Origin of the sequence: Saliphagus sp. LR7 (assembly GCF_003344565.1) — an archaeon.
Classification (GTDB): Archaea; Halobacteriota; Halobacteria; order Halobacteriales; family Natrialbaceae; genus Saliphagus; species Saliphagus infecundisoli.
The window spans coordinates 1-12,994 of sequence record NZ_QPND01000012.1 but is presented as its reverse complement, the minus strand read 5'-3'; the positions used below and the strand labels follow the sequence as shown (position 1 = coordinate 12,994).

Sequence of the window (12,994 nt, the reverse complement as noted above, 5' to 3'; positions counted from 1 at the left end):
GACACCCCGAACTGGCGTGACGTACGTAGCGGAGGGTTACGAGCGTGAGCCGACTTCCGTCCCCGGACTGAACTCGGTGAGGTCCTCAATCCGCTGTTCGAGTTCGTCGACTTCCTCACGGAGGTCTTCGGCTTCAGGCTCGTCGCTCAACGCGAGTTGATCCTTCAGCCCTTGGAGGCGGCTCTGTTTGGTCTCCTCGTCGACGTCGGCTTTGCGGACGTACTCTCGCTCGTCGATTTCGTAGACGGCCGAGTCGGACAGTTCAGTGACTTCCAGTGCTTCGTCAACTTTCTCTCGATCGACGGCCATGACGCGTTCGCGAGGGATGCCTTCGTCTTCGAGGACGCGGAGGACTTCGTCGTCGTCTTTGAGCGAATCGATTTCGGCGGGTCGTCCGCTGGACCGAGCCATACTGTCCGTGAACCGGCTGGTCGTGGTGGAGCCGGTCGAGTAGCACCTCTCGAACCTCAGTACGAAGGTCGCCCGCGTTCCGCTGGACGTCCGAGAGCAAAGTATAGAGGTTGATGAGTACGGGCGTTTCCCACTCATCGAACGCAGCGGGATCGTGGCGTTCGAGCGTGTCGATCAGAAGGAGCATATCGGCGTAGACGTCGAGATCGGGCTCAGACCTGTCCTGGTCGTCACTCGATGGGGTGGCCCCAGTAATGAGTTGGGAGGTGGTCGGTTCGTCGGTTTCAGTGAGCGTCTCCGCTCGCTTGTCGCACTCGTAGCGGGGATGGAGGCTCAAGACGGCTGCGTAGGGTTCAGCATCGGGCGGAAGGCGCTGGAGGTGGAAGGTGCCGCCGGCGTCGGAGATCCGGTTGGCTAGCGTTGCGAACTGGTCGCGTTGGAGGGGTTCTGTGTCGTCTGTCTTGGTTTCCGTAATCACGATGCAGTGTTCTTGGACGTCGGTGATCCTGAACTCGGTCTCCGTGAGCGGAGTGACGAGGGTCGCCTCGTCGTTGAGGGCGTCGCACTCGTCGAGGAGCGTATGCCAGCTCGTTCCAAACGGCATAGCGGGATGTTGGTTCCGGGGACCAAAACGTCTTGCTCGTGACGGTGGGATGGCCGGCTTCGTCAACTGACGATCAGCAGGACATGGTTTCTCTGTTCTGGGGTGGACCTCGTCTTGCGTAGAGGTGAGGTGCATGCGGGTGAGTTTTATGTAGACGGCGCAACTAATTCTGGCCATGGATAGCAAGGAGACGGTGATCGACGTGATAATTGTCTTTCTTAGCATGTCGCTGTTCGCATTTTCATGGTATGTGACGGATAGAAAAATCGTCCACTACGCCGTACTCGTCACGGTCGGGACGCTTACTCCGATCGTGATCACTAAACGAAGGCAACAAGCAGTGACAAGCCTGTAGTAGAGGGTGGCGGTTTATTTGGTGGGAGCCCTCCGTTTCGTTGAGCTCACGTTCGGCTGAGATGGCATTCTTTCGATCTGTGAGTGTAAGTTACAATTTGGGGCGAATTTGGGTACGTATCTGGCATATGAATTTATACCTCCGAATTGGCGGTATTGTTGGAGTTTAGACCAATGGACCGTGATACTATCGAAGAGCGCATCGAAGCCGGAGAGAGCTTTGCGGATCTCGACGGTGTTGACTTGGACAGCGCCTCACAGGAGGCCGACGACGTTGACTGTGAAAATGAGAGTACCAAGGACCTTCTCACCCGCGTGGGCGGCGCACTAAACCGGCGGTCGTTCATGGGCAACGCCGCGAAAGCTGGCGCCGGAGCGGTCGCCCTCGGATCGGTCGGCACCGGTATTGCTGCGGCCGACCACCAGCCACCAGTGTATGGCTTCACCCTCGTTCCCTCCGATGGCGACGAGGGAAGCATGGAGCACGCTCTCGCATTGGTCGCCCGGGATGAGGGCACCGCGAGCGCACTCGTTCCGGTCGATCTCGACTCGGGCGCGATTCAGACCGACCATGCCACCAAGATCACCTGCGTGAACGGCGACGACCTGCTCGTCGGGATCGACTACCGTCCCTCGAACGGGATGCTCTACGCCCTCGCCGAGGACGGCACGCTCTACACCGTGGGGATGCCGAGTGGCTCGGGCGGCTCCGTCAAGGCACACGTCGTCGGTTCGGCCGACTACCCCGAAACGGATCTCATCGACGGCATCGGGTTCGACTTCAACCCGGTGGCCGACGCGATTCGGGTCGTGACGACCGACGGCGACAGCTTCGTTACGAACGCCGACGACGGCTCCATCATCCGGCAGGACCCCGATACGTTCTACATGGACGGCGACGACAACGCCGGTAAGGCCCCCCAACTTAGTGCCGCGGGCTACACCAACAGCGTCCCGGACCCGAGCAGTACGATGCTGTACGACATCGACAGCAATCTCGACGTGCTCGTCCAGCAGGACGCAGCTCCCGACTCGGACACCACCAGCGGGCTGACGACCATTGGTGCTCTCGGCATCGACGCCAACGCCGTCAATGGCTTCGACATTTCCGGCACGGATGGTGCCGCCTACGCACTGATCGCGGTTGAGGGGGACACCCGACTCTACCGCATCGACCTTGAGGTCGGCTCGGCCACGCCAGTCGGCGAGGACGACATGAACGGCGGCGGCATGGACGGGATGGACGACGTGACCGACGTCGATATCCTGAACTTCGCGCTGGCGCTCGAACACCTCGAAGCGGCCTACTACAACGAGTTCCTCGACGCCTACTCCGAGAGCGACGTCGAAAACGCTGAGGCCATCGGCAAGAAGTTCGCGGACCCACAGCTCCGGAATGCGACCTACCAGGAGATTTGCTCGGTCCGCGACCACGAGGTAGCCCACGTCGAGGCGCTCACGGCGACCATCCAGGACCTCGGCGGGACGCCCGTCGAAGCCGCGGAGTACAAGTTCCCGTACTCGACTCTCGAGGAGTTCGTCCAGTTCTCGGCCCGTGTCGAGGCCGTCGGTACGTCGGCCTATGCCGGGGCTGGCCCGCTCATCGAGAACAGGGACGTGGTCGCAGCGGCGCTCTCGATTCACAGCGTCGAGGCGCGTCACACCAGCTGGTTCAGATCGCTCGTTCCCGCGAGTTCGATGCCCAACGCCTTCGACCCGGCGCGGAACATGGACCAGGTCCTCGAAATCGTCCAGCCACTGATCGTCTCCGAGTAACTCGAGGCCTGGCGCGGTGTGAACCTTTTTTGACAATGCTCATTCCGATACAGGATAACACAGTAGTTTCTCAAACCAGTTGTCCTCAATATAACGACAGAGTGACAGTTATAGGGAAAGCATATTAGCCCCCGTATTCGACAGCATGTACGTATGGACTTTCCTGAGAAGCCATCGACTTTCATCAAACCATTCATAGTTGTGATGATAGTCGTATTTTTCATTACGGTTGGGATTTTCCTCACTTCAGGCAGTCTATTAGCGTTAGTGGCTGCTGCTGGTTCCAAACTGGGGGCTCTCGTTATGATCTATATGGTTCTAACTCGGCGTGAGGGGACTCTTTCAGGGCAAAACACCTCGTAACCTGGCTGGGACAGGTGCTGTATCTCGGAACAGTCGTCCCCCGTCCGTCGCCGTCCTGAACAATGGCAGCGATAGCTCTGCAGGGAGTATCGTTTGTTCGGCCCGAACCATATGGGATGCTGGCTCTCCCACAGCGAAAGCGACAGTGGATCCTGTTGATCAGGCCTCGTCGTTGGTTACGTAGACGAGTTCCTTGTTAACGAAGACGGCTGCATCGCCATCGACGATCAAGTTCGTCACGTCGCCATCGAAGGTGAGCGTATGGCTTCCTTGGGTAACCTCACCAATTGCCGTTGGACCCTCGATTGTGGAAGCTCCGGAACGGTGAGAGCCAGTCGGTGTAAACTGTCCGCTGACGCCGACCTCGTACTGGACCGCTTCTGAGCTGGTCGCCTCAATCTTGAGTGTTCGAAGTTCAGTCGTCTCCACACCGTCGTTCGCTGCTGGATTGATCATGTCGTCGCCGCCATCGGATTCGTCCGCTGGGAGAGTATTCGATTCGGTCTCGCCGCTTTCTGGGTCGTTCGATTCGTCGCCATCGCCATCATCGCGTTGATTCGGCGTTGCATCGACAGATGACTCATCGGTTGCACCCTCACTTTGGCCGGTCGACTCACCATCGCTCCCAGATGCGGCTTCGGTCGATGCTGGCGTCTCGTCTTCGCTCACTCCCGCATCCTCACCGTTGTTGTCGTCACTGGACTCCACGTCAGTTACGCTAGGGTTCTCTTCTTCAGTACCGTTCGTTCCCTCGACTTCGACCCCAGGGCCGCTATCGGAGTCGTTGTCTTGGTCGAACGAGATCAGTCCCGGCGGAGACGCACCCACTGCGACTATCAAGGCACCCGTAAACATGATCGCCCCAGCTGCGATGAGCGTCAGCTGAAGCTGCCTTCTGGCGTTGGCTACACCATCGAAGCGCTCCCTGGAAACTCGAATCGGATGGCGGAGTGGGTGACCAGTAATGGACATTAGAGGATCACCTTATCCCCATTGATCTCGAGCCTCTACTGAACCGCTCCCCACTTGGAGTGCGGCGATGAACCCTTGACAGAGAACCCCACCGGTGAGATCGGTTGATCCGCTGTCGATCGGCCGACCCGAACCCATGCGTCGGCTGAACCATAACTGGGTGAACGGTCCGAGGGCGTGTTCGATCCAGCGAGTGATCGGTGTTGTACTGGGAGTCAGTCATGAGTTATTCCTCCTCGCCTCTCCTGAAACAACTCGTCACAGTACGGAAGAGGATTTGCCGAAATCCCACCCAAATTCGAGATCAATCTCATGCGCCATCATTTCTCGAAAAATAGTGCACCGGTTCCAATGCCGCTGATGAGAGGTATCCTTTCGGAGAGGAAAGCCATAGATTATGGTCTGATAACTACTGCAGACTGTACCGAAGCGGGAGAACAATATCTGGGCTTGATATCCGAGTCCAGTGTGAGGAATATGAGTCACTGTGGCCCACATTGCCGATAACGACCGGCAGCGGTAACGTGTGACAACTGCGGGAAAGTCTACGTCGTTCGCCCAGAGGGAGGTATCTAACCGGTTGACGTTTCCACCTGTGGAGACTGTAGAAGTGACGCGTTTACCGTCTTCGGGGGGAGTGACATCGCTTCCTCTAGATCAGTACCCCTCGAAAACGTCCGTGGAGTCGCTCACTCGACGCCGGTTTCGAAAGCGAGGACGCCGGGCAGACAGCCGACGCTGGTCCGCGGTCCCTCGGCTTCAGGATCACGTGGGTGGGGGTCGGGGAAGCAGATGACCGGCGGGCCGGTGTCGCCTGTGTCGCCCTCGTGGATGTGCGTGGCCGTGTTCGCGGGGCTCTCGTAGGGGGGCGTGATCCGGCAAAACGAGAGGTCGAAGCAGATGACCTCTTCCTCCGGATCGAGCACGAGGTGGGCAGTTCCCGTCGCACCCTCGGTGCCGTCGTCGACGACCTCGTCGGGACTCATCTCGACCGAGAACTCGGTCGTCCCTGGCTCGCCGTGAAGCTGGGCTCGGACCGATCCCCCCGGACTCTGTTCAGTGTGAACGTCGACGTAGTAGCCCTCGGGGTTGTCGACGATCTCCTGGAGGCTGAACGCCATCCCTTCTTCTTCGCCCATCCCTTCGTCGCTCTCCTCCTCATCAGCCATTTCCTCGTCGCCGCCCATCTCGCCGTCGTCGAGATCAGTGTTGACGGAGACCATCGCGTCGTCGACGATGGCGTCGCCGTCATCGTCAACATAGGGGCCGTCGACCTCGCCTTCGGACTCGATGAACTCGTAGGCGCCGCTGTCGTTCGAGTCGAAGTGAGGCATCGCGATCAGCGTCTCCTCGGCTTCGAGCATTTCCCGATCGAAGTCAGTGCCCGGAATATCACCGAACAGCGGAACGACGACCCCCTGATGCTCACCTGGATCAAGGGCTTCCGAGACGCCGATAACACTCCCGAGAACGTCGCCGTCGAGCAGCGTGCTGTCGTGGATCGCGATGAATCCGCCGTCCGAAAGGGTCGCTCCCGCGACGTTCACCCAGGTCCCGTTCGTCGTCTGCTCCTCGATGGTGACCATCGCGGTGGCATCCATCTGGCCCTCCATCTCACCGTTGCTCTCGTTCGCTTCGCCGTCGTGGTCGTCTGCAGCACCCGTTGTCGTGGCTCCGAGTGCACCTGCGCCGATCAGCGCGGAGACTCCCAAGAACCCGCGCCGGAGCGAACCCGGGCTCGAGTCATCGTTAGTACGGTCGTCGGTCGGTGATGGCTGATCTGTCATGGTAGGGGTCGCGTCTGCAACTGATCGAATTCGTGGGACATATAAGCCAATTTACCGAACTCTCACCCAAATTCGACCCGACTCGATTTCGACTCTGGAAGAAACCGATCGATTGCATGGCAACATAATCGAGAGTGTCGAGTTGTGTTGGCTGACGCTCCACGTCAAGAATCTTCAAAACTGCTCTCCCAGTGTCGCGGAGGGTGTAATCGGGTATCTCGACTCTACTCGTCTACTTTGACGCAGCGTGTCATAGAATTCGTCTCACACCCTCTACCCGGCGATTATACGGCCTCCATATCGTGCCTGACTCCGCCGATCTCGGCAGTTGGGAGTTTCTTTCAAATGATTCCCTATGAATGGTAGCTGTTGAGAACCATTGTATGACACGCTCTTGACGTGCTTGCAGCAAAACATCTCTGACTGTCGCATCTTGCCACTCGGTTGGAGTCGAGACATCGAGAGGGAGGATGCAAAGCGTCCGTCTTCCGAGTAGGAGTGTTCGCTACGGACGGATATATGCGTATCCGTCGGTTTGTAATCGCGTCACTTCGACGGCTCCCTCTGGGACGGTTTCAATTCCGTCGATGAGGTCTGCTTCCTCGAGATCCATCATATCGAGCGTGTTACGACACGCTTTGAACGACACGTCGTCCTCTAACAATGCCTGAACCTGGTCTTCGGTCTCGACACCCGTTGTGATTGCATCTACTCCGTCAGCTTGGACGACAACTGCAACGTCATCAATACTCCCCGTTTCATCCTCGAGAAGGTTTCTAGCAATCGCAAGGGTGGTTTCTTGTTCGGTCTCGTCTCCTGAGAGGAGATGAAGCACTGTCTTCATGCAGTTCGATACAGGACGAGACCAAGGGAAGATGTGCTGCTTGCATCACGTCCTATTTCTGATCCTGTAGAGGACGTGCAAGGAGGATCTCGCACTGTTGTGGGACGAGTTAACAGCGGCCTCCTCAGATCTAGGCGGATAAGGTGGACGGTTCGGCTATGCTCGGTCGATGGTCCTGTGGATTTACATGGGGGAGGGGCAAGTATGGGGTGATGGAGGCTGTGTTGTGGTACGTGCTGACTGGAACCCGAGGCGGTCCCAACCGTCTTCGGATCCTCACAGCACTCCACGAACAGCCTCGAAACGCGAATCAACTCGCCGAGGATCTTGAGTTGGACTACAAGACGGTCCGCCATCATCTCGACGTCCTCGTCGAAAATAACATCCTACAAAAGAGTGGGGACGAGTACGGCGCAGTGTACCTACCCACCGATCAGGCCAGACATCACTGGGACACCATCGAACAGATCATGAACTCTGTGGAGGAATTATGAACGAATTTGGGACAGGGTATATCCCGATGCGATTGCAAGGAGGAGTTAGATGTCGATCTGGATAGACGTCGCCCGGATATCTACCGGCGTGAACGTTGTCCTCCTCCTCGTACTCAGTGCCATCTGGGTACGCAACTACATCCAGATTCGCTCGAAGCACGTACTCGGTCTCACAGTCTTTTCACTCCTCTTGCTCGCCGAAAACGCTCTCGCGCTCTACTACTACTTCATCGATCCGGACCTTTCAGTCTGGTTTGCCACTGCGGTTCCAGTCATCGCCTGGCGCGCGCTCATGATCCTTCACGTCCTCGAGACGGCTGCTATCGCCTTCCTGTTGTGGGTCACCTGGGATTAACCAATATTACTCTCCCGAACTAACTGAACGTCCGGATTTTCTCCGATGGCACAAATGGTCGGCCAATTTGGGTGAGAGTAGGGAAAATCTTCTTATGTGGTTTCGTGGAATCGTTTAGATGCGTTTCGACCGAAGAAAACTATGACGGACAAGCAATCTCCAACGGACGACAGTACTGATCGCCAATCGAAATCCGGACGATCCGGATCGACACGTCGACGATTCCTCGGGACCTCCGCACTCCTTGGCGCGGGCACGGTCGCCGCGTCGACGCCGGGAGCTGCCCAGCTCGCAGATGCAGGGACTGCCGTGACGGCCATGGACGGCCATGGCGAGGATGGTGAAGGCGATGAAATGAACGGTGAGGGCCCGTCGGACGTCGACATCCTGAACTTCGCACTGACCCTCGAATACCTCGAGGCGCGCTTCTACCGAGAGGGCCTGGACACGATCGGATCGAGTGGTCTCTGTCGGTCCGAACCCCTCCAGATGGTCGGCGGCGCCGTCCAGGACGACGCCTTTGAGGAACTACGGACCATTCAAGCCCACGAGGAAGCCCACGTCGAGATCCTCGTTGACACGATCGGGAACCTCGGGGGCGAGCCGATCGCCGAACCCGAGTTCGACTTCGGCACCGCAACGGAGAATCCCGCAGAGTTCCTCCAGACGGCCGCAGTCCTCGAAACCACCGGCGTGGGCGCCTACGCGGGCGCAGCGCCGTTGATCGAGAACCCTGACCTGATCCCGCCGGCGCTGGGCATCCACAGCGTTGAAGCCCGCCACTCCTCGTTCTTGAACGTGGTTAATGGCGAAAGCGGCTTCCCCAACGCGGTCGACGAAGCACTCACCATGGACGAAGTCCTCGAGCGCGCGGGCCCGTTCATCGTCGAGTAACGCGCCGGTCGGCCCTCCATCCTGCGGTCGATTAGTTCCGTTAAGACCGGCCCCAGAGCCCGGTTGGAGTGAAAATGGCAGAGATGTTGATTTGGGTCGAGGCCGCGTACGTCATTCCACGACTCGTGTCGAGCCCAACGACTGTCCCGTCTGGACCGGCTGCCTGCTGTAGCGCATCGAAGCTGTTCCCCGTGTCACAGCCGATCTCGAGCACGGATTCACCCGACGCAAGATCGAGCGTATCGATGGCCAACTGTCGGAACTCGTCCTCACGGCCGAGAAACGCCATCTGATACAGGAGATCGAGCGCTCTCGGATGCGGCCTCCACCGGCCATAAAGGCGTCCGCTGTTGTCCGTCTCGGTGCCGGTACCCATCTCTTGCGTACAGGGCGCGAGGAACGGACACTACTTGACTCTCGCTCTGTTATCCCGAAAAATCACAGAGAGTCCAGATATCGGACCGAATCACTGGTTACACGTCGAGTTCCTCGGCCAGTTCGTAGAAAATCTTGATGGTGAGGTCTGGTTTACCGTCGAACGGCTCCCAGGGCGCGTCGTTGCGATCGACTCGAACACCCTGCATGCCAGCGTGTTGTGCGCCCATGACGTCGAACCAGCCAGCCGTCACGTGGGCGATTTCGTCGATGGGCGTCCCGGTGCGGCCAGCAGCGTGGCGGTAGAGGTCGGCATCGGGCTTGAACGTCCGAACCTTGTCGGCGCTGATCGTGTCCTCAACGAGGTCGTCGATGCCTGCGTGGTCGACCATGGATTCGAGCATCTCGGGGTTCCCGTTCGAGAGGACGTAGCAGTCGTAGCCCCCGTCCCGCAGCCGTTCGATCCCGTCCCGGACGTCGTCGAACACGTCGAGTTCGTGATACACCGCGAGGATTTCGTCACGCTCGTCCTGTGAAATGTCTACGTCGTGGGCGTCGAGGGCGTACTGAAGCGCATCACGATTCATCTCGTAGAACGGTTGGTAGGCGTCGATGTGGTTCGCGACGAACGTGTACTCCAGCGACCGTGCACGCCAGAGCTTCGACACTGGCTCCGGGTCGTCCACGCGTTCCGCGAGCGCCTTCTCGGCCGCATCCACGTCCACGAGCGTACTGTACGAGTCGAAGGTGACCGTCGTGACCCGCTCGGCGTCGAACGTCATCACTGTATCTATCGCCGGCCCGAGTGATAGTAGTCGGCCTTCCGACCGGGTAGTTCTTCGAACGATGACCCGAAGGCAGGTGGCTTCTTCTTCCCGCGACGACTTGTGGAGCCCCCAGTAAGTTCCTACCCGGTTACGTAGCGAGTCCTACGGCAACACGCGGGGAGTACTCTGCTGTCAAGAGTTACGCTCAATCTATCAGGTCCCCAACTCGGTACGGATTAACTGGAGGCTCCACTAGAGTCAATAGATATGTAGATTGCAGGATCCGGCTCCTGTGACAGTGACTGGGCCAGGAGCGCGTAATTCAGCGCAACCGGTGGCGTTTACAGGTGGCACAACCGGGGGTAATGATCAGAAAAGTGAAGCAGGCCGTGCGGACAATATCACACACGTGCGGGAGTGTCTGTTCGATCGATTTCGCGGTCTGAACCGGTCGTGGATTGATTAGCAGCGATGAGTCTCTGACTATGATCGGCCTTGACCACGACCACTACCTCGACGGCGGCCGGCATTCTTCGCAGAGCCCCGCTCTCCGTCGCCGGGATCGTAAATCCAAATCATGTTCGGTGGATCGTGTCCTTCGTTGTTCGTATCTTCGCCGATCACAACACGTCCGTCATCCATGACAACGATGTTGTCTGGTTCTGAGATCGTCGTCTCAGGGTCGAATGGCTGTGCAGAGTCGAACGACTCGCTCATTCGCTCGAGACCACGGCCGACGATACTCTTCTCTTCGTCTTCATTGGTCGGAACTGGATTGAACGCACAGTCCTGACAGACCGTACTCGCCGAATCCGGACGTGCATCATAGGGACAGCCTCCACAAATGTTCGCGTCGGGCCCGCCCGTGATCACTGGCTCCATGCGTCCGACATCAAAGTTTTCGTCCAGTTCCATGCGGTAGATCGCGCCCCAGCTGTCGCCTTCGATGGCGATATCGCCCTGCCCATCAGCCATCGTCGCATTCGTGTTCGACATGGCCATATAGAGGTAATCACCCGGAACCGCATCCCGACGGATGTTGACGCCGTCCATTTTGCGGAACTCATCGGTTGCACCAATGGCTGCCGCAGCTGCACGGGATTCGAGAAACGCTGCGCGGTCGTCGTCGGCGTTCCCATTGGCCCACGCGCCGACCTCGGCGTCCGTAACGTAGTCGGCATTCGGACCCGGCTCCTGATCATCGTATTCGGCGATCCAGCTTTCGATCTCCTGATCAGTACCATGAGCAAGTTCGATCCACTCGAGATCGAAGCCTGCCGCGTCTACATCGGTACTGTCGTCCTGTGTCGTTTGTGCTGCATACAGCGTTCCCGCTGAGAGGTCGCCTGCTTCATCAGCAACGAATTTGAAGAAGACGGTGCCGGTTCCGTCATCGCTCATGTAGGCGGTTTTCTCGTCGGGCATTACGACGGAGTTCTCGTGTGAGAACCGCCCCATCGAGAAGTGTTTGACCGGTTCAGGGTCGCCAGTCGGTTCCTCGATCTCGACGATATAGCCATACCGATAGGCGTTCGCGAACCGCCCGAGATAGGATGACATCGCGCCCGCACCGCTCCCGCTGCGGAACCAGTTTCTCGCATTGGGTTCGTATTCTTCGGACGTGAGTGGCGTGCCCCACGGGCTAACGGTACCAAAGCAGTTGGTCCACGTCCCCTCGACATCCCGGAACTCGACGTTTTCGCTTCCAAGGACCTCCCATTCGTGGTTCTGACTCTTGCCACGTCGGCCCTTCATCCGGAGGTGGAGCCGACTCACCATTCCTGGACGAGCTTCCCAGTTGCTGAATAGGTACCCCTCGTTCGGGTGTTCAGCGGGAACGAATCCGTTGAAATCCGGGTTGTTCGCGTTCGTCAGCGCATTGCCGTCCAGGCTATAGGGGATTCCAAGTCCCTCCCCGTCATCGGTCTCGTCGCCGCCGTTTGCGAGCGGTTGGTACTCTCCCGCCGCCGTGTGAACTGTCGTCATGTCGCCCTCGTCGGGAACCGGGACACTCCCGAAGTCACTCGGAAGATCGTGGAGATTAACACCCGTGAGCGCTCCGAGAGTCCCTTTATCGAACGGGTCATCGTTCGACCCGCTCGGGTGCTGGATATTGAAGAAGAAGCGACCGTTGTTGGTCAGGAACATTCCGGTGATCTCCGCACCGCGAACGGTCGTTGCGAACCGATTCAGTGTCGGCCCGCCGTCATCGTGAGTATGGGACTGTCCACTGGCACTCCCCGTCGAAGCCCCGACTCCGAGACCGAGTGCGGTAAGGAGTGAGAGTGCATCACGACGGCTGTAGTAGGTTGCCATCGAATAGCTGATTGTAATTTCTTTAGAAGAGTCTTCCTATGATAAATATATAGAAATGGGTTGATCCCCCCACTCCACCCGAGAGAGTAATCCACCCTGATCGGATCCTCCCAACTATCTGCTATCACGTAGTTAGTCGCGGTTGTATGCAAGCGCTGTTTTAAGCTCCGTTATCTGTGCTGAAAGGAGCCTCAATAAGCCCTGCCGCTGAGAGGGCTTCGCCTGACATTCGGGTGCGCAGGTGGCGACATAGCGATCGCAGCGTGTGCCCGTCAGAAGAGCCCGATAATGAATCCGAGGCCCATGATAGTGAGGACGATAGCGGAGAACATGGGAAGATAGGGCGTATACCGCTCGACTCGTTCTTCGGAGTGTTCGTAGCCCGCGATCAACACCATCGTCAGCCCAACGATTCCAAGGATAACTGTGAGCGCATAGGCGGTCATCAGTTCGAGGCAGTACGGCGAGCCAACGCAGAGGGCGATGATCTCGAACTCCTCTTCGTGAGCGAATCCGAGAACGAACGCGAACCACGCGATTCCGACGAGCCCGCGGTCGGCAGAATCGTCAAGCGTGTCGTGTGAGTGCTCGTGCCCGCCGAGAAACGGAACCCATGCTGTGAGCCGGCTGAATCGATTCTCATCGTCGTGGTCGTGTGAGTGTGGGTGTTCGTCCTCGTGAT

Annotated in this window: 11 protein-coding genes and 2 pseudogenes; 5 read left to right on the top strand and 8 right to left on the bottom strand. The window is 58.3% G+C overall.

Annotated features, from left to right (window positions below):
- Nucleotides 1-36: 36 nt before the first annotated feature.
- Nucleotides 37-1,015, bottom strand: a pseudogene (locus DVH23_RS15490) (hypothetical protein).
- A gap of 175 nt (nucleotides 1,016-1,190) precedes the next feature.
- Between DVH23_RS15490 and DVH23_RS15485 the strand changes: the two are divergent.
- Both DVH23_RS15485 and DVH23_RS15480 read left to right on the top strand, forming a co-directional pair.
- A complete protein-coding gene (locus DVH23_RS15485; RefSeq protein ID WP_114578342.1) occupies nucleotides 1,191-1,370 on the top strand; it encodes a hypothetical protein in 180 nt (59 codons plus the stop codon).
- A 173-nt stretch (nucleotides 1,371-1,543) separates the two neighbouring features.
- A complete protein-coding gene (locus tag DVH23_RS15480; RefSeq protein WP_114578341.1) occupies nucleotides 1,544-3,145 on the top strand; it encodes a DUF4394 domain-containing protein in 1,602 nt (533 codons plus the stop codon).
- Between the two features lie 522 nt (nucleotides 3,146-3,667).
- Here the strand turns inward: DVH23_RS15480 and DVH23_RS15475 are convergent.
- The 3 genes from DVH23_RS15475 to DVH23_RS15465 all read right to left on the bottom strand — a co-directional run bounded on the left by DVH23_RS15475 (nucleotide 3,668) and on the right by DVH23_RS15465 (nucleotide 7,111).
- On the bottom strand, nucleotides 3,668-4,480 hold the full coding sequence (locus DVH23_RS15475; RefSeq protein ID WP_114578340.1) for a hypothetical protein: 813 nt from the start codon (nucleotides 4,478-4,480) through the stop codon (nucleotides 3,668-3,670).
- 689 nt (nucleotides 4,481-5,169) lie between these two features.
- Nucleotides 5,170-6,267, bottom strand: coding sequence for a CHRD domain-containing protein (locus tag DVH23_RS15470; RefSeq protein WP_114578339.1), 1,098 nt, complete (start codon nucleotides 6,265-6,267; stop codon nucleotides 5,170-5,172).
- Between the two features lie 505 nt (nucleotides 6,268-6,772).
- The gene (locus DVH23_RS15465; RefSeq protein WP_114578338.1) at nucleotides 6,773-7,111 is read right to left on the bottom strand and encodes a DsrE family protein; all 339 of its coding nucleotides are present in this window, start codon (nucleotides 7,109-7,111) and stop codon (nucleotides 6,773-6,775) included.
- 212 nt (nucleotides 7,112-7,323) lie between these two features.
- Here DVH23_RS15465 and DVH23_RS15460 point away from each other — a divergent pair, with 212 nt between their 5' ends.
- From DVH23_RS15460 to DVH23_RS15450, 3 genes are all read left to right on the top strand, one after another.
- Nucleotides 7,324-7,605 (top strand): winged helix-turn-helix domain-containing protein, encoded by a 282-nt coding sequence (locus DVH23_RS15460; protein WP_114578337.1) that lies wholly within the window; start codon nucleotides 7,324-7,326, stop codon nucleotides 7,603-7,605.
- 49 nt (nucleotides 7,606-7,654) lie between these two features.
- Nucleotides 7,655-7,960 carry a hypothetical protein gene (locus tag DVH23_RS15455; RefSeq protein WP_114578336.1) on the top strand — a complete coding sequence of 102 codons (306 nt, stop codon included), beginning with the start codon at nucleotides 7,655-7,657 and terminating at the stop codon, nucleotides 7,958-7,960.
- Nucleotides 7,961-8,101: 141 nt separating this feature from the next.
- Nucleotides 8,102-8,854, top strand: a complete 753-nt coding sequence (locus DVH23_RS15450; RefSeq protein ID WP_114578335.1) for a ferritin-like domain-containing protein — start codon at nucleotides 8,102-8,104, stop codon at nucleotides 8,852-8,854.
- A gap of 40 nt (nucleotides 8,855-8,894) precedes the next feature.
- Here the strand turns inward: DVH23_RS15450 and DVH23_RS15445 are convergent, their stop codons facing one another.
- The 4 genes and pseudogenes from DVH23_RS15445 to DVH23_RS15430 all read right to left on the bottom strand — a co-directional run.
- Nucleotides 8,895-9,230: a hypothetical protein gene (locus DVH23_RS15445; RefSeq protein WP_114578334.1), complete on the bottom strand. Its 336-nt coding sequence runs from the start codon at nucleotides 9,228-9,230 to the stop codon at nucleotides 8,895-8,897.
- A gap of 97 nt (nucleotides 9,231-9,327) precedes the next feature.
- Nucleotides 9,328-10,011 (bottom strand): haloacid dehalogenase type II, encoded by a 684-nt coding sequence (locus DVH23_RS15440; protein ID WP_114578333.1) that lies wholly within the window; start codon nucleotides 10,009-10,011, stop codon nucleotides 9,328-9,330.
- A 468-nt stretch (nucleotides 10,012-10,479) separates the two neighbouring features.
- The gene (locus DVH23_RS15435; protein ID WP_198667947.1) at nucleotides 10,480-12,144 is read right to left on the bottom strand and encodes an alkaline phosphatase PhoX; all 1,665 of its coding nucleotides are present in this window, start codon (nucleotides 12,142-12,144) and stop codon (nucleotides 10,480-10,482) included.
- Nucleotides 12,145-12,584: 440 nt separating this feature from the next.
- Nucleotides 12,585-12,994 (bottom strand): annotated as a pseudogene (locus tag DVH23_RS15430) (hypothetical protein); the annotation flags it as partial.